This is a genomic window from Capnocytophaga sp. G1920, assembly GCF_051417515.1.
Map to the genome: position 1 here is coordinate 379,684 of NZ_JBPRKH010000001.1, position 17,406 is coordinate 397,089.

Here is a 17,406-nt window from a genome sequence, read left to right on the forward strand (position 1 = left end):
TCAATAAAGTAGTCTTATCTTTTTGTGCCTACGACTGGATTCGAACCAGCACGCCCTAACGAGCACCACCCCCTCAAGATGGCGAGTCTACCAATTTCTCCACGTAGGCTTACGTGTTTGTGACCTGGCTGGGGCTCGAACCCAGGACCCCAACATTAAAAGTGTTGTGCTCTACCAACTGAGCTACCAAGTCCCTTAAAAATAAAAAAACAAATTGTATAACCCTTGTGACCTGGCTGGGGCTCGAACCCAGGACCCCAACATTAAAAGTGTTGTGCTCTACCAACTGAGCTACCAAGTCCCTTAAAAATAAAAAAAACAAATTGTATAACCCTTGTGACCCGGCAGGGGATCGAACCCTGGACCCCAACATTAAGAGTGTCGTGCTCTACCAGCTGAGCTACCGAGTCATTATAACAATTCGGTGTCTTTATTGTTTTGCGGGTGCAAAGATATAACAAATTTCTTATGTAACAAGAAAAAAAGTATTATTTTTGCACTTTATTTTTAGCATTACATTTCAAACATCTATTATACAATACCTTATATATGAAAATAATTTTACTTGGCTATATGGGAAGCGGTAAAACTACTCTTGGACAAGCTATAGCTCACCTTAAAAACATTCCTTTTATTGACCTTGATTCTTATATTGCTGAAAGTGAAAAGCTATCAGTACAAGAGATTTTTAGTAGTAAAGGAGAGATTTATTTCCGAAAAAAAGAAACTCTTTATTTAAAGGAGTTATTACAAAAAGAAGAAGACTTTATATTATCCTTAGGAGGAGGAACACCGTGCTTTGGCAATAATATGGCTTTAATAAAACAAGCTACTTCCTTATCTATTTATCTAAAATACCAACCTAAAACCTTAGCCCAACGCCTTATTAAAGAAAAACCGCATCGTCCTCTACTCTCTGAAATTAATGATGCTGATTTAGAGGATTTTATTCGCAAACATCTGTTTGAACGCAACCCTTTTTATATGCAAGCTAACTATATTATCCCTATGGATAATCTTACTGAAGAAGAAAGTATAAATGAAATTGTAAAAATTTTATGACTCTAAGCTATACGAATTAGCAATTAACTACAAGAAAGAGAAAGGGGCTTCTGCAATAATCTTAATAGGCTCTTTCTTTACAGGGTGAACAAAGCTTAAGCTATAAGCGTGAAGACAGATACCACCATCGGGATTGGAACGTTTAGCGCCGTACTTCAGGTCTCCTTTGATATACAATCCTATGGCAGCTAATTGTGCTCTTATCTGGTGATGACGCCCCGTAATAAGGTCGATTTCTAATAGGTAATAACGTTCATAAGATTTCAATAACTTATAATGCAATACCGCTTTCTTGCTATGCTGCATTTCTTTATTATATGCTACTGACTTGTTTTGTTTTTCATTACGTACCAACCAATGGGTAAGTGTATCTTCCTCGACAGGAGGTTTTGCATCTACTAACGCCCAATAGGTTTTCTGTACTTCCTGTTTATTAGCAAACATCGTATTGAGGCGTGCGAGAGCTTTAGAGGTTTTGGCAAAGAGCACCACTCCCGTAGTAGGGCGATCTAAGCGATGTACTACCCCAAGGAATACCTCCCCAGGTTTGTTATATTTTTGTTTAAGGTATTGTTTGACAATATCGCTAAGCGGAGTGTCCCCCGTCTTGTCGCCCTGAACTATGTCGCCTACTCGCTTGTTTACGGCGATAACGTGATTGTCTTCGTAAAGCACGTCTACGTTTTCGGCGTTTGTGATAAGTTTCATAATGTCGTTTATTAGTGAAATAGAAAAAGCGCATTCCGTCGTAGAAAAGACCTAAGAGAAGAATGGCTACCGAAATGAGCAGAGTATATATTGAAAAACCTCGTTCAATATAAAAATACCCCGCACTAAATCCCCCTAGAAAGAAGAACGCAATGATAAATAGTCGCAGACGAATGGTGTTTCTCAAATGCGTGTGTTGCTGCTCGTAGTGATTACGATTAAGGTAAATTCTTTGGGCAAGTTCGATACCTAAATCGGTGAAAAGACCTGTAAGGTGGGTAGTGCGCACTACCGAGTTAGAGATTTTAGTCACAAAAGCATTCTGCAAGCCCATTGCAAAGAGCAAGATACAAGCAGTAACATCGGCGGAAATATCATTGGAAGAAAAAGCGTGTAACCCTACTACCGATAACAAAGCTAAACACTCCAAGAGTGTAGGCTTGAGATACTTGTTCTGAGTGCGATGATAATTAGCATTCTCGATGAGCAAGCCCGAAGTGAAGGAACCTATGAGGAAAGCGAAGATGTAGAGAAAGTAAATGAGCCCTTTCCAAAACTCAGCTACCGACACATCATAGATAAAATATGCAAAATGTCCCGTAACATTGGTGGTAAGTTTACCCACAAACAAAAAGCCGGTAACGTTCACCATTCCTGCGACGAATGAGAGCACTACGGCTATTTGTAGATTATGTTTGGCGGTACGTTTTTTACCTTGATGACGGAACATTAATACTGTTCTTTTTCGTTAGGAAAATCGACGCTTTTTACGTCTTCGATGTAATGCGATACGGCATTAGTAATCACTTCTTGCAAATTAGCATATTTGCGCAAGAAACGAGGTTGGAATTCATTGCTCATACCGAGCATATCCTGCATCACCAATACTTGTCCGTCTACTGCACTACCAGCCCCAATCCCTATAATGGGAATATGCACACTCTTGGCTACTTCTTCAGCTAATGTAGCAGGTATTTTCTCTAATACAATAGCAAAACAACCCAATTGTTCTAATAACTTAGCATCTTCTTTGAGTTTTTGGGCTTCGGCTTCTTCTTTAGCACGCAAAGCGAATGAACCAAACTGGTGAATAGATTGAGGAGTGAGCCCCAAGTGTCCCATTACCGGAATACCCGCATTTACAATGCGCTTGATGCTCTCGGCTTCCTCTTTACCTCCCTCCAATTTAATTGCGTGAGCCCCACTTTCTTTCATTATTCTAATAGCTGAGCGCAACGCCTTTTTAGGGTCGGATTGGTAAGTACCAAAAGGCAAATCTACCACTATAAGGGCGCGACTCACCCCACGTACTACTGATGAGGCGTGATAAATCATTTGGTCTAAGGTGATAGGGAGGGTAGTTTCGTGACCTGCCATTACATTACTAGCGGAGTCGCCTACCAATAGCACATCGATACCGGCACTATCTAATAGCTTAGCAAATGTATAATCGTAGGCGGTAAGCATTGAAATCTTTTCGCCATTGGCTTTCATCTCTACTACCGATTTGGTAGTTACTCGTTTGTATTCTTTTCTAACTGCTGACATTTTGTTGTAGTTTAAAAATCGGGGGCAAAGATACGAATAATTGACAAATTAGCTAATTTGTGAATTAGCTAATTAGGAGAAATAGTATTTTGTCTACTCTTTTATAAACTATCCAATTGGTATAAACCATATTGTGTTTCTTCATTTGGATACTTATAATGCATAGAAAACCGTATTTTTAGAGTAGATTTATCAAAATAAAAGTTATTCAACTTTGCCAAAATTTAAAACTTTGGCAAAGTACATACTGAAAATTAATTCTCGCGTATCTTTTCTATAATATACTCGTAATGAGTGTAGTGTTTTACAAAATCGAGGTCGGTTACATCAATGATAAGAGAATTCATAGCGGTATTCTTCTGTATGAAATCTAAATAGCCATAGTGTATCTTTTTCAGATAATCGGGAGAAATGTTTTGCTCATATGTTCTACCACGTTTCTTGATATTTTCAATAAGACGGTCGGTATTTTGATAGAGGAATACATACAAATCGGGTTTGATGATTTGGCTATAGAGAATATAGAAGAGTTTGCGGTACAACACAAATTCATCATCGGTAAGAGTTACCTTAGAAAAGATAAGTGATTTGAAGATATCATAATCGGAGACGACGAACTCCTTGAACAAGTCCATTTGTGCCAACTGTTCACACATTTGCTGGTAGCGTTCAGTAAGGAACGACATCTCCAACGTAAAACCGTATTGTTTGGGATTCTCGTAGAATTTAGGCAGGAAAGGATTATCAGAAAACTGCTCTAAGATGAGCTTTGCATTGAAATCTTCGGCTATTTTAGTCGCCAAAGTGGTCTTTCCAGAACCTATATTTCCCTCAATAGCAATGTACTTATAATTCAAGAAAGGCGATTTTTGTGCAGGAAACGACAGCTGGTCGGTAAGACGTTGCACGGGTGAAGTATCATCGGTAGTGCGGAGGAGTTCGGCAACCGTTTTTTTGAGTACAGGGTGTACTTTGAGATCGTCGATATTTGCTAAAGGTTTCAGCACAAACTTACGGCGGTGCAAGAGAGGATGAGGCACGGTGAGCACTTCGGTATTAATAACTTTATCGTCGTAGAAAAGAATATCGAGGTCGATAGTGCGTGATTGGTAGCCTTTGGAATGAGGCATACGCTCTCGCCCGAGTTCTTGTTCTATTTGCAAGAACTGTACTAATACTTCCTCAGGTGATAGAAAGGTACGACATAGCAAGCAGGTGTTTAGGAAAGCTTCCCCCGAAAAACCCCACGAGGGTGTTTCGTAGATAGGGGCTATATCGACAATAGTACCCACCCGCATCGCAATGCCTTCAATGGCTTGTTGCAGGTAAGCTTTACGATTTCCTAAGTTACTTCCTAATGATATGTAGACATCGTGGTTCAATTAACAATTGACAATTGACAATTAACAATTAACGAGCGCTATTCAACTTTGGCAAAGTATAGGACGCAAAAGCGACCTTTTTTCATTGATTATCGATTCTGCAAAAATCGCATTATGTTGTCGTAGATGCGGTTCTCTATATCGGAAGTATCGGCGGGGAGGAATTTCTCACCCATAATATTCTCGTAGAGCTCTATATAACGCTCAGAAACGGATTGTACATACTTATCAGTCATCGTAGGTACTTTTTGCCCTTTTTCACCTTGAAAGCCCTTCGAAATGAGCCACTGGCGTACGAACTCCTTGGAGAGTTGTATTTGGGGTTCACCGTTTTCTTGTCGTTCGTCATAGCCTTCTTTATAGAAATAACGAGAGGAATCGGGGGTGTGAATTTCGTCGATGAGCACTATTTCGCCATCGCGAGTTTTACCGAATTCGTATTTAGTATCTACCAAGATGAGTCCGTGTTTAGAGGCGATTTCAGTACCGCGAGCAAAGAGTGCGTAGGTGTATTTTTCCATCAATCGATAGTCTTCCTCGCTTACAATTCCTTTGCGAATGAGGTCTTCACGGGAAATATCTTCGTCGTGCAAGCCTTGTTCGGCTTTGGTAGCCGGAGTAATAATGGGATGTTGTGGGAACATATCGAACTCTCGCAAGCCTTCTGGTAAGGGGACGCCCGATAGTTTGCGCACGCCATTTTTGTAGAGACGAGCCGAGTGCCCTGCAAGATAACCGCGAATGACCATTTCCACTTTTAGTGGTTCGCACACTTGACCAATAGAAACATTAGGGTCAGGAGAAGCAATAAGCCAATTAGGTACAATATCTTCAGTTTGTTGCAAGAAACTTACAGCCATTTGATTTAATATCTGACCTTTGTAAGGAATACCTTTGGGTAGAATGGTATCGAAAGCCGAAATACGGTCGGTAGCAATCATAATGAGGGTATCATCTTTAAGTTGATACACATCACGCACTTTCCCTCTGTAAACGGATTTTTGTTTAGGGAATTTAAAGTTTGTTTTTGTTATAGTATTCATTTCTGTAAATGGTTAAAAATCTCTTCTCGGTGCAAAGGTAAAAAATAATTACGAATTACGGATTACGAATTATGAAAAAAATGAGTGAAGAAATTGTAATACCTTAAATACCAGAAATGCGAAATAAAAATCAGAAAATTAGCAAATGGTTAATGATTAATGGTTAATGATTAATGGTTAATGATTAATGGTTAATGATTAATGGTTAATGATTAATGGTTAATGATTAATGGTTAATGATTAATGGTTAATGATTAATGGTTAATGATTAATGATTAATGGTTAATGATTAATGATTAATGATTAATGGTTAATGATTAATGGTGAATGATTAATGGTGAATGGTTAATGGTGAAATTGGGAGAGGATTATACAAAGTTTATGGGATAATCGAATGATGAGTGGGTCTACAGTGGCTCTACAGTGGCTCTACAGTGGCTCTACAGTGGCTCTACAGTGGCTCTACAGTGGCTCCACAGTGGCTCTACAGTGGGTCTACAGTGGCTCTACAACGAACAAAAGACGAAGGAATGACGAACAGAAAACGAACCTACGATGAAGGTAAGACGAATCTAAGATAGAGATAAAAAGAAGGTTATTAGTGGAGTTCAACTTTGGCAATGTTTGAAACTTAGGCAAAGTTCATACAAAAGACGATGCGAGCCACACGGGCAGTCGTAGCAGGGCAGGCAAGTAGGAAAAGAATGAACAAAGAAATGATGAAGATTTCTTGTAGTTAATGCGAAGATAGGAGGAAGTTTATTGAAGGTTTTTATTTTTGAGCGGTGAGTTCTTCGTAGCGTTTTAGCACATCTTTTACGTTGCGAATGGATTTCTTTGTCCAATTGATAAGAGTGCTGAGGCGTTCTTCGTCGGTGAGTTGCCAAGCTACTTGGCTACGGCGGAGTTTATCAGTAAGCTGTTGCAGGACAATGGCTACCGCTACCGAGATATTTAAACTTTCGGTAAAACCTACCATTGGAATTTTTAAATATGTGTCAGCTTGTGAGAGTACTTGCTGGGAGAGCCCTTCTTTTTCTGTACCAAAGAAGAAAGCACTCTTTTTACTAATATCGAAGTCGTTGAGGAAATAAGCGTCTTTGTGTGGGGTTGTTGCCACAATTTGGTAACCTTGGGCACGGAGGGCATCGATACAACTTTGGGTGTCGTTATAGCGGAAGACGTCTACCCATTTTTGAGCACCCATTGCTATTTTGGCATCGATGCGTTTGCCAAATCGTCCTTCTATGCTGTGTGCTTGTTGTACGCCAAAGACTTCGCAAGTGCGCACTACGGCACTGGTGTTATGCATTTGGAATACATCTTCCATCGCTACCGTAAAGTGATTGGTACGCGCGCTTATTACCTGTAAAAAACGTTCCTTGCGTTCTTCGGTAATAAAATGTTCTAAATAGGTGAGTAATTCTTGATTCATAGTTTTTTCTCAAAGGCTTTGCGGGGAGTACCTCTGAAAGTAACTTCACCGCAGTACTTATAGCCTAATTTTTCGAATAGGTGTAACATCGGGGCATTATCGAAATTAGTATCGGCTCGCAAAGAAGGAATGCCTTTATTGTGAGCTATTTCTTCTATCTTTTGAAGAAGAAACTTTGCTAAGCCACGCCCCAAATGGTCAGACGAAATTGCTACGCGATGAAATACCATAAAGTCGGCATTGGTAAGCCATTTGCCCTTAATAGCCTCATAAGCAGGTTCGTTGTTGATGAGGAGAGCAGCATAGCCTAATATTTCGTTGTCTTCTGTGAGTACATAGCCATATTGATGGGCGATATCATTAGCTATAACCTCTTCATTAGGGTAGCCGTCTTGCCACTGGTTACTGCCATCGGCTTTGCGACGCTCAATAGCAGCAGATAGGATTGCCCAAATAGCAGAAGTATCCTCAGGCATTGCTATTCTAAGCGTTACATTTTCGTTCACTGTGTTACTTGTTACCTATTAAAACCCTGCAAATGTACAAAAAACTTTGCTAATTGCAATATTTTGACTATCTTGCCCCGCTTTTCAGCTTTTGAGAATATGAGTACACCCCCCAATGCCATCGAGGTAACCCACCTCAGCAAACAATATAAAGAAGCCACCAGCCTTGCCTTGAATGATGTGTCGTTTAAGGTGAGAAGAGGAGAAATTTATGGTATTTTAGGACCTAATGGAGCGGGGAAAACTACCTTGATGTCTATTCTTTTTGGGAGTATCAAACCTACGATGGGGAGTTTTTCTATTGTAGGACTTACTTATAAAGATACAAGCCTTAGGTATAAAATAGGGGTGGTTCCGCAAGAATACGCTTTGTATCCTACGCTTACCGCTCGCGAAAACTTGCATTATTTCGGTAGCCTGTATGGACTCAAAGGCAAACAACTAAAAGCACTCACTGACGAAGCTCTTGAGCGAGTAGCCTTAGCCTCAGTTGCCAATAAGAAGATTGCTCATTTTTCGGGAGGAATGAAACGCCGTATCAACTTGGTGGCGGGTATATTGCACAGCCCTGAGGTACTTTTCTTAGACGAACCTACGGTGGGGGTGGATGTGCAATCCAAAAATATTATTATCGATTATTTAAAGGAATTGAACAGAGGAGGAATGTCGATACTTTACACCTCCCATCATTTACAAGAGGCACAGGATTTTTGTGACCGTGTAGGTATTTTAAATGAAGGACAATTGCTAAAAGAAGACACACCTCAAAACCTTATTACCGAAGTGCAAGCATTTAATTTGGAAGAAGCGTTTATTCAGGTAACAGGTAAAAAATAAAAGGTAATAAAAAAAGCTACCGAATTGGTAGCTTTTTTTGTTTATATCTTATTTGATAAAATCTTTGTATTGAGGGTTTAATGTTTTATATTCCTCTACTTTCCCGGAAGGGACATAAATGTTGCGTAACAGAGTTTGATTAAATGCCATAGTGCCTATACTAAAAGCATTAGGGTTACGTATGATTACGGTATGCAAATTGTCACACTTTGCAAAGGCATTATTTACTATATTGTTTACTGTTTCAGGAAGTATAACACTTGTAAGTCTATTACAACCTGTGAAAGCTCTTGCTTCAATAGTAGTAACGCTTGAAGGAATATCTACATTTTGTAGATGAGTACAATTAGCAAAGGTTTGCGTTTTTATTTTTGTAATCTCTCTTCTTATATTCTCATTCGATACTTCTACACTTGTCAATTTAGTACATAGATAGAAAGCCTTAGCCCCTATATCTTTTACTTTATCCCCAATGACGAAAGTTCTCAACTGGTATGTGAGTTTATTTATTTCTGCGTTAAAAGCATTGTCAGCTATGATTTCTACATCTTTTAGCTTAGGGTCAGTATTCATATCGATAAAAAGTGTTTTCTCATTTTTCCATTTTACTAAGGTCTTTCCGTCAGTGCTAAGTTCATAGTCTGTGTCACTCATTTGTTGAGCGGTAAGAGAAATACCGGTAGAAGGCCAACCTATATTAGTTTTAGGCCCATAGAATATTTTAGCCTCAGTATCGATATAGTAATCGCCTTCTACTCCTTGACTCACGGGTTTGCCTTGTCCTGAATATATTTTAGAGCCATCTTTACCGGGAAGCCCTTGTGCTCCCGTAGCACCCGTAGCACCTGTTTCTCCTTTGTCTCCTTGAGCTTTTATATGAGTATCCTGATTGCCTATAAACCAATTACCATTCTCTCCTATATGAGGCGTAATACCATTTTGACCGTTTTGACCATTGGTGCCATTAGTACCATCAGTACCTTTTTCTCCTTGGGCTTTAATATGAGTATTCGTTTCACCTATATACCAAAAGCCATTTTTTATTTGAGGTACAGGAGCATCTTTTCCGTTTTGACCGTTGGTACCATTGGCACCATCGGCTCCCGCATCACCTTTTAAGCCTTTTAAAGAAATAGGAGTTCCCCAGCCTTTTGCTGTTTTAGCTCCATAAAGATTGGCTGTAGATAGGTCGAGATAATAATCGCCTATCGTTCCTTGAGAAGCATCAGGCACGCCTATTCCTGAGAGGATTAAGTTGCCACGCTCACCGCGTTCTCCTTTAATTTCTACACGTTCTGTGTCGACTTTGGTACATTGTACAGACACAAGACCAAGGCAACTTAATATTGCCATAAATAAAAATCTTTTCATAAAAATTGTTCTTCGATTAGCAGATAATATTAAAAATCGGGCGCAAAGGTACAAAATAAGAAAATACAACGATGCTTTTACGGATAGTCTCTAATATCTTTATCTGTACATTGCCTCTATTTCACGACTATAATTGGCATAAATCACTTTTCTTCTGAGTTTGAGCGAAGGAGTAATCTCATTACGCTCAATAGTGAAAGCCGAAGGCAGAAGCGTAAACTTCTTAATCTGCTCGTAGTCGGGTAGGTCTTTCTGAAATTTTTGTAGTTGCTTACCTATGTACTCAATCACTTGGCTATGCTTTATCATATCTGCCGTGTTTTTGCACTTAATATTGAGATCTTTTAGTGCTTGTGAGAGCATCTCGTAATTAGGTACAATAAGGGCAGAAACAAATTTCTTACCATCAGCAATCACGGCTATTTGTTCTATAAGGTTATACTTCCCAACCTTGCCTTCAATCATCTGTGGAGCAATGTATTTGCCGTTAGAGGTCTTCATCAGTTCTTTAATGCGCTCGGTGATAAAGAGATTGTTATTCCCGTCCAAATTACCCGCATCTCCCGTGCGTAAATAACCATCAGGAGTAAAAGCTTTGGCGGTTTCTTCTGGGTTCTTGTAGTAACCCTTCATCACCATTCCTCCTTTTACCAATATCTCGTTCTCCTCTCCTATCCGCACTTGTACATTAGGCATCACATTCCCTACCGATTGTGGGTTGATACGATCGTCGCCCCAACAAGATATAGTAGCAGTCGTTTCGGTCATCCCATAACCTAATTTTAGGTTAATTCCTATCGACTGAAAGAAACGTCCGATACTAGGTTCGAGGTTTGCCCCTCCACAAGGCATAAACTTAATGCGTCCACCAAGAGCCTCTTTCAGTTTCTTATACACCATTTTATCAAAAAGGTTATAAGCTTTCTGTAAGACAAACGAGGGTTTCTTACCTTGTTCGCGTAATGCCAATACTCGTTTACCAGTAGCTATTGCCAAGCGGAAGAGCTTACGCTTTACAAATGACGATGCGCCAGCTCGGTCGTGTACGGTGGCAAATATCTTTTCGTAGAAGCGCGGTACAGCACACATCAAGGTAGGACGTACCTCAGCAAGGGCTTCGCGCACTAAGTTAGTATCATCTAAGTAATAAACAGTAACTGCTTTGTAAAGGCAGAAGTACGTCCACGCGCGTTCAAATACGTGCGATAGTGGCAAGAAAGCCAATGACGTATCAGTGTTATCTACGGTAGATAAGCGCTCGGTATGTCCTACCATCTGGAAAGCTAAATTCTCATAAGTGAGCATTACTCCCTTGGGCTCACCCGTAGTACCCGAAGTGTAGATAATCGTAAAAAGGTCGTCTAAATTGCGTTCTGCAATGCGCTTGTCTAACTCTGTATCATACTGCGGACTATTACCGAGTGCCAAAAAGTCATTCCAGTGAATGGAATACTGTTTTTCAGTAAGAGGCACTTCGTTATCACATACCACAATCATTTGCAAGGTGGGGCACTGAGAGGCTACTTCAAGAGCTTTGTGGTACTGCTTTTCATCGCCCACAAACAGCACTTTCACCTCAGCGTGATTCATCACGTAGAGGGCTTGTTCAGCGGTATTTGTAGTATATATGGGTACCGGAATGGCACGTATTTGCAAGCAAGCAAGGTCAGCAAGCGACCATTGTGGGGTGTTCTGTGCAAGAATCCCTACAGTTTCTTGGGGTTGGATACCCAATGAAAGCAGAGATTTAGATAAAAGGGTTGTGGTACTGCCTAAGGTCTCCCACGTAATACCTTTCCAATGAGAAGAAGCGTCTCTTCCCATCAAAGCATCTTTCTGTGGGTATTGCTGTACATTATTGCGAAACAGCGATACAAAGTGATAGGCTGTTAAGTCCATTTCGTTATTGAATTAATTAGTCGGGGCAAAAGTATAAAATAATTTTCAATTCACAATCCACGCTCAATAAATAACAAATCCTATGCCACAAAAAAGAGGAATAGAGTCTACCTCTATTCCTCTCTTATCTCTCTCTAATATTTTTATTAGTTAAACAAACGCTCGAAGAAGTTCTTGCGCTTTTCATTCTTCGAGTCATCCATTTGGTAAATATCGTCAGATACTGTCACGTTGTTATTATCAACACCCGATACAGTTTCAGCTGTAAATTTAGTTTGACCCTCTGACATAATACTAATCACAAAGTCAACATAGTCCTTCCCTTGCTTAGCCAAATAGTTTTTAAAGAAACGACTGCTCAATTCTACACCTCCTATTCTCTCCATTTTCAAAAGTGAATCATAGAAAGGTGCCAAATAGTCTTTAATCGCTGCTTCAGGCACCGATCTTCTTCTGCCAATGTAATGTGTAATATTACCCGATGCATCACGACGCATTTCAAAATCAGTAACCACCCAGTAGTATTCTCCTGTTTTAGCTAAGTTCTTAATCACACCCACAAAGTTATTCCCCGCCTTTAAGTTATCCCAAAGAAGCTTAAAAATAAGTTTTGGCATATCGGGGTGGCGTATCAAGTTATGAGGTTGTCCTATGAGTTCTTCAGCAGTGTAGTGTGATACCTCACAAAACACATCATTCACTTTGGTAATAGTACCAATCGCATCTGTTTCACTGATGAGTACTTTGGTCTTATCCCACTGTACTTCACGGTCAATAGGAGTGGGTCTTGCAATTGTAGGTACAGCACTTTTAAATTCTGACATATTATTTTAAATTTTTTAGTTAATCACATAAGTTGCTAGATAGTTATTGCACAAACAATCTACCAAAGAAACTCTTGCGTTTCTCGTTTTGAGCCTCATTCATAGTTACAATATCATCTGAAATCACTTGTGTAGTATCTACTGATGATACTTGATTTTCTTCGAAAGACACATTTTCTCTATTTTCATTCATTATATCTATAATGAAATCAATATAATCTTTGCCTTGTTTAGCTAAGTAGTTCTTGAAAAAACGGGTGCTAAGCTCCATTCCTCCTATCTTCTCAAGTTTCAAAAGCGTATCATAAAACGGTGCTACATAGTTGTCTATTACTCCTTTGGGCACCGATCTACGGCGTGCAATGTAGTGTGTGATATTCCCATCCGCATCTCTACGCATTTCAAAATCGGTGATTACCCAATAATACTCTCCTGATTTTGCTAAGTTCTTAATCACCCCAATAAAGTTATTCCCCAATTTAAGATTATCCCAAAGCAGTTTAAAAATCAGTTTAGGCATATCAGGGTGGCGAATGATACTATGTGGTTGCCCTACCATTTCCGCAGCACTATAGCCACAAACATTGCAAAACACATCGTTTACATTGGTAATACGACCATAAATATCAGTTTCACTAATCACTACCAACGATTTATTCCAGTTCACCTCCTTGTCAATAGGAGTAGGACGTTGTACAGTAAGCTTAATGTCTCTATAATCTCTAATCATTACAAAATTAAATTTTGGTTATTATGGCACAAAAGTAATGCTTTTATTTTAATTATATGTATTTTTTTATCAAAAAATTTTTCTTACAACAATCTTCGCCTTTTATTAGTTTGATTTACAGCTTACTATAATAAAACTAACTCCTCTAATCTCTCTCTTTTTCTCTGGAAAAATAATATACATTTAGCATTTTTTCTCTCTCTTTTTAATCTTCCACCCTCTTATTTTTGCTCTCCCTCTATCTCCTTGGTATATTTGTTATAGAGGAACGATGCTATCAGTAGCAATACCCCAAGCAGTACAAACACTATGGTCTTATGTAGCGTATCGAGGTGGGTAGTATCGTAAAAGAATAACTTCAAGAGCGTAAAACCTACCAGTATAATACCCGATATTCGCTGGTATTTCTTCCTTTTAAAAATACCCAATACTACCAATAAAATAGCATAACCTCCCCATAAAATTGTAAGACCTAATTTATAATTAGCTACCGACTCATATATATCTGTCCAGTGCAGTAATTCACTGCTAGCAACCCACAAAATAACCAGATGCAACAACATTTCCAATACACGCCTTGCCCTTGTTTTAAATTCCAAAAACTTACTGAGGGCATAAATGCTATTGCCTAATATCACCAGCGAGAGCAAGCCCACATATCTAATATTTAAAAACCAAAGTGATAACTGTCCTCCTTTCTGCGCTTCTTCCATATAACGTTCACGCAACTCACTGAAATAGTAAAGCCCCAAGGTCATAAATATAGTCAGTAAGAAGAAGTTTAATCCTATTTGTAGTTCTGCCAACAATTTCTCTTTCAGATACTTCACATTCAAGAAACTATAAGCCGAGATAAACAACACACTGTATATAATATGCCATACCCCTTTAAAAGTGTTCAGGTCTTGATATGCCTCATAATGGCTGTAAATCTCAGGGTCTTGATGTAAAGCCCTCATATCGCAAAACACGCTTATCTCTCTGTAAAAAGTGCAATACAAAATAAGTACCGAAAAAATATTGAACAAAAAGCTCAACACTTTATTAAGCGTCCCTATCTCTTTGTATTTATCATTGATATAAGCCATTGCTCCTACCGCCACACTATAAAGTAACCCTGTAATAAAAAGCAAGTTAGCAAAAGGCGTGATATACGCACTCGCGTCTTCCATATCAAAGATACTATAAGAGCCTTTCCCCCAATCTATCAGCAAACTGAAAGTAGCCAAAATCACTACTGCGTATGAAATTCGCTCGTACACAGGCATTTTTTTAGTACGCCCAAACCCAAAGAGTAACGCTGCTTCGGCTATCCAGAAAATAGTTATCCACGTTCCTTTAAACTGTATCGGGATTACCAAAGTAGCAAATGAGAGTGCCAACACCAAAACTAGGTATTTCAAAGCCTGAGAAGGCGTCTTTTTGAGGTGAAAATAATACCCCACCAAAAAGTGAAATACAGCGTTAAGCAATGTAAACATCGCCACAAAAGTCCGATTATTAGGATAATAATCCAATATAAGCCAAACACCCATCGCGTAGAACGACAAGCTACTAAACAAGAACAAAAGTACATCTACCGCTTCCAATTCCTGTACCCTGTGTATTTTCTGAACTATAAAAGCAACATAGAAAGTGAGGAACGTTACCAAATTAAATACAAAGTAAGGCACAAAATCGTCGTACTGATAAGCCGATGCCCACGTCGAGAACAACAATAGCCAAGTGAGGAACAACGCCGAAATGTACAGTGAACGCCATTGCTTATAAAACGAAAGTATCAGCACACCTATATTAATAATTGCTGTATACGCAAATAGGATTTCTACCTGACCCGAGTTATTACTCAAAAGAAAAGGTACCGCATAGCCTCCCACAAGCCCTATAATAGCTATCACCACTTGGTTATAGCTCAACGAAGCAAGTACCGTAAAGGCTGTGAAGAGGAACATCAGCACAAAGGCAAGAGATTGCGGGAAATAACCAAAAACAGCATATGCAATAAAGGTGACGAAGTAAAAAATCGTCATTGCTCCACTCACCAAGATAGCACTAAAACTCTCATATTTTTTCTTGAGCATAGCCCCCGTTACAAAAAGCCCTATACCCATTAAGTAACCTAAAACCAAGCGCATTGCAGGGCTGATAAGGTTATGCTGAATAGAGTATTTCACCCCTATAAACACCCCAATAATAATAATCACTATCCCTATCTTGCCAAACAAATTCTCACCGATAAATCGCTCCCAGTTAGTAGATTGCTTCGGCTCAAACGGATTTCTCACCTTCTTTTTAGGCGCAAACGGATTCGTTTTTGGTGTAAAGGTAATCGGAGGGGTCTCTTGTTTCGGTTGCGAAGTTTCTTGCACCGGTTCAGCAACCGTCGCAATAGGCGTTTGCTTCTCTACAACAGCTGCCGTCATTTCCTCAGCCACAGTATTTATTACGGTTTGTTCTTCAACAGGAGTTGCCGTTTCCACAGGGGGAGTCTCTGTTACTGCCTCACGTGTACCCTCAGGCACTGCCGTTTCTGCGGGTACCGCCGAACTTAATACCGAAGTAGCGCGCATTTGGGCTTTCAGTTCCCAAAGCGTTTGCTTTATCTGCTTCATCTCTTTAATGAAGTCGTACTGCCTATCCACAGCACCATCTACCTGAGCCATTAAGGCTTCTAAATCTTTTTCTGATACCATAACTTATAAGTAAAAGCGAAAGCTAATAAGCAATGAAAGCACAAAGGTAACAAAAAAAACTAATTTACCAAAATCACCCATATAATCCTTATAGCATTTACATTTAACGGATTCTCCTCCATTGAGAATATGCAAAAAGTTTTAAATAGGTATGATTGCGGATTGTCCCCCTTTGGAGCAGGGCTGTTACAAAGTTTTGTAAGTTATTTTAAATTACTATTTTTGCATTCCAATAAAATGTAAAAGTCTATGACACTGATAGAAATGTTATCTAGTATAGAGGATACTAGAAAAAGACGCGGTATCCGCCATAAAATGCCTAACTTCCTGATTATGTGCCTAACAGCAATAATGTCAGGTTATACTGGTTATCGAGAAATAGGCCGTTTCCTCAAAGAAAACCAATGGGAGTTTAAAAAGTATCTAACTTTCTGTAAAGTACCTACATATGGCTCTATTAGAAGGATATTTATGGAAATTGATTTTGATGATTTTGCCCAAAAATTCAATCAGTGGACTGCCCAATTTTTACCAATGTGTCAAGGTGAAACACTTGCTGTTGATGGAAAGGCTATTGCAGGAACTATTAAAGACACTCAAAATAACTATCAGAATTTTGTTTCATTGATAAGTGTTTTTGCTTCACAAAGAGGCATTGTATTAGCTTGTGATAAATTAGAGAACAAAAAAGAATCTGAAATTTATACCGTTCAAAGACTCTTACAAGCCTTAGACATTCAAGGTGAAATAATCACTTTAGATGCCTTACATTGTCAAAAAAACTCTTGAAACTATTATAAAGTCAAAAAATGACTACATAGTACAAGTAAAAGGTAATCAAAAAAAGCTTTTTGAGCAAATAAAAGCAAATGTTGCTACAAAAAAGTATTTAATGCACACTTACCAAGAGTGTTCTTTGCTAAGAGGTCGTGATGAATTGCGTATTACCAAAGTTTATAAAAATTTAGAGGGTATTTCTCCTGAATGGTTTGGTATAAAGCGAATTATAGAAACAACACGTTATGTCAAAACAAAGAAAGGTCAGACAATAGAGATAGTTTACCATATTAGCAGTGTAGCTAAGAATAAGGCTGATTTCTTTGCTAATCACATACGTTCTCATTGGGGTATAGAAAATCGTTTGCACTGGGTGAAAGATGTACAAATGAAAGAGGACAAGAGTAAGACTAAATCAGGTAATGCTCCTGAGAATCTTTCAATAATGAGAAATATATCAATTAACCTATTTCGTCTTAATGGAAAAGACTCTATCAAGTCAGCTATGGAATGGAGTATCATTAATTTCAAAGAACTTATGAATTTAATATATTATAAATCAAACATTTGTAACTCTATGTAACAGCCCTG

At 38.9% G+C, this 17,406-nt stretch carries 15 protein-coding genes, 4 tRNA genes and 1 pseudogene; 4 read left to right on the plus strand and 16 right to left on the minus strand.

The annotated features are described in order from the left end of the window. Positions 1–25: 25 nt before the first annotated feature. The 4 genes from ACSQ7D_RS01790 to ACSQ7D_RS01805 form a co-directional block, all read right to left on the minus strand. Positions 26–109 (minus strand) — tRNA-Leu (locus tag ACSQ7D_RS01790). 11 nt (positions 110–120) lie between these two features. Beyond that, a tRNA-Lys gene (locus tag ACSQ7D_RS01795) sits at positions 121–193 on the minus strand. Positions 194–228: 35 nt separating this feature from the next. Next, positions 229–301: transfer RNA gene (locus tag ACSQ7D_RS01800), tRNA-Lys, on the minus strand. Positions 302–337: 36 nt separating this feature from the next. Then, positions 338–410 (minus strand) — tRNA-Lys (locus ACSQ7D_RS01805). A gap of 139 nt (positions 411–549) precedes the next feature. Here ACSQ7D_RS01805 and ACSQ7D_RS01810 point away from each other — a divergent pair. Continuing rightward, complete coding sequence (locus ACSQ7D_RS01810) at positions 550–1,062, plus strand: shikimate kinase (RefSeq protein WP_437135162.1); 513 nt, start codon at positions 550–552, stop codon at positions 1,060–1,062. Between the two features lie 27 nt (positions 1,063–1,089). Here ACSQ7D_RS01810 and ACSQ7D_RS01815 read toward each other — a convergent pair whose 3' ends face one another. The 5 genes from ACSQ7D_RS01815 to ACSQ7D_RS01835 all read right to left on the minus strand — a co-directional run bounded on the left by ACSQ7D_RS01815 (position 1,090) and on the right by ACSQ7D_RS01835 (position 5,743). After that, positions 1,090–1,737 (minus strand): RluA family pseudouridine synthase, encoded by a 648-nt coding sequence (locus ACSQ7D_RS01815; protein WP_437135178.1) that lies wholly within the window; start codon positions 1,735–1,737, stop codon positions 1,090–1,092. Further along, complete coding sequence (locus ACSQ7D_RS01820) at positions 1,649–2,500, minus strand: YoaK family protein (protein ID WP_437135163.1); 852 nt, start codon at positions 2,498–2,500, stop codon at positions 1,649–1,651. Before ACSQ7D_RS01820 ends, ACSQ7D_RS01815 begins: the two co-directional genes overlap by 89 nt. After that, a complete protein-coding gene (gene panB, locus ACSQ7D_RS01825; protein WP_002671148.1) occupies positions 2,500–3,318 on the minus strand; it encodes a 3-methyl-2-oxobutanoate hydroxymethyltransferase in 819 nt (272 codons plus the stop codon). Before panB ends, ACSQ7D_RS01820 begins: the two co-directional genes overlap by 1 nt. A 254-nt stretch (positions 3,319–3,572) precedes the next feature. Continuing rightward, positions 3,573–4,700, minus strand: coding sequence for a 2-amino-4-hydroxy-6-hydroxymethyldihydropteridine diphosphokinase (gene folK, locus ACSQ7D_RS01830; protein ID WP_437135164.1), 1,128 nt, complete (start codon positions 4,698–4,700; stop codon positions 3,573–3,575). 89 nt (positions 4,701–4,789) lie between these two features. Next, the gene (locus ACSQ7D_RS01835) at positions 4,790–5,743 is read right to left on the minus strand and encodes a phosphoribosylaminoimidazolesuccinocarboxamide synthase (RefSeq protein WP_437135165.1); all 954 of its coding nucleotides are present in this window, start codon (positions 5,741–5,743) and stop codon (positions 4,790–4,792) included. A 401-nt stretch (positions 5,744–6,144) separates the two neighbouring features. Between ACSQ7D_RS01835 and ACSQ7D_RS01840 the strand changes: the two genes are divergently transcribed. After that, on the plus strand, positions 6,145–6,324 hold the full coding sequence (locus ACSQ7D_RS01840) for a hypothetical protein (RefSeq protein WP_437135166.1): 180 nt from the start codon (positions 6,145–6,147) through the stop codon (positions 6,322–6,324). Positions 6,325–6,515: 191 nt separating this feature from the next. On the opposite strand, the gene ACSQ7D_RS01845 is transcribed toward ACSQ7D_RS01840, so the two are convergent. Next, complete coding sequence (locus ACSQ7D_RS01845; protein WP_002671154.1) at positions 6,516–7,178, minus strand: TrmH family RNA methyltransferase; 663 nt, start codon at positions 7,176–7,178, stop codon at positions 6,516–6,518. Then, the gene (locus ACSQ7D_RS01850) at positions 7,175–7,684 is read right to left on the minus strand and encodes an N-acetyltransferase family protein (protein ID WP_437135167.1); all 510 of its coding nucleotides are present in this window, start codon (positions 7,682–7,684) and stop codon (positions 7,175–7,177) included. The genes ACSQ7D_RS01845 and ACSQ7D_RS01850 overlap by 4 nt, the downstream gene beginning before the upstream one ends. Positions 7,685–7,783: 99 nt before the next feature. Here ACSQ7D_RS01850 and ACSQ7D_RS01855 point away from each other — a divergent pair, with 99 nt between their 5' ends. Further along, entirely contained in the window at positions 7,784–8,521 is a 738-nt protein-coding gene (locus tag ACSQ7D_RS01855; protein ID WP_002671156.1) for an ABC transporter ATP-binding protein, read from the plus strand. A gap of 48 nt (positions 8,522–8,569) precedes the next feature. Here ACSQ7D_RS01855 and ACSQ7D_RS01860 read toward each other — a convergent pair whose 3' ends face one another. From ACSQ7D_RS01860 to ACSQ7D_RS01880, 5 genes are all read right to left on the minus strand, one after another. Further along, a complete protein-coding gene (locus ACSQ7D_RS01860; protein ID WP_437135168.1) occupies positions 8,570–9,892 on the minus strand; it encodes a leucine-rich repeat protein in 1,323 nt (440 codons plus the stop codon). Positions 9,893–9,991: 99 nt separating this feature from the next. Then, positions 9,992–11,791 (minus strand): AMP-dependent synthetase/ligase, encoded by a 1,800-nt coding sequence (locus ACSQ7D_RS01865; protein ID WP_437135169.1) that lies wholly within the window; start codon positions 11,789–11,791, stop codon positions 9,992–9,994. 146 nt (positions 11,792–11,937) lie between these two features. Further along, complete coding sequence (locus ACSQ7D_RS01870; RefSeq protein WP_009418630.1) at positions 11,938–12,615, minus strand: PAS domain-containing protein; 678 nt, start codon at positions 12,613–12,615, stop codon at positions 11,938–11,940. Between the two features lie 43 nt (positions 12,616–12,658). After that, on the minus strand, positions 12,659–13,345 hold the full coding sequence (locus ACSQ7D_RS01875; protein WP_009422490.1) for a PAS domain-containing protein: 687 nt from the start codon (positions 13,343–13,345) through the stop codon (positions 12,659–12,661). A gap of 221 nt (positions 13,346–13,566) precedes the next feature. Beyond that, positions 13,567–16,038, minus strand: a complete 2,472-nt coding sequence (locus ACSQ7D_RS01880; RefSeq protein ID WP_437135170.1) for a DUF2339 domain-containing protein — start codon at positions 16,036–16,038, stop codon at positions 13,567–13,569. Positions 16,039–16,302: 264 nt separating this feature from the next. Between ACSQ7D_RS01880 and ACSQ7D_RS01885 the strand changes: the two are divergent. Continuing rightward, positions 16,303–17,398, plus strand: a pseudogene (locus ACSQ7D_RS01885) (ISAs1 family transposase). Positions 17,399–17,406 lie beyond the last annotated feature (8 nt).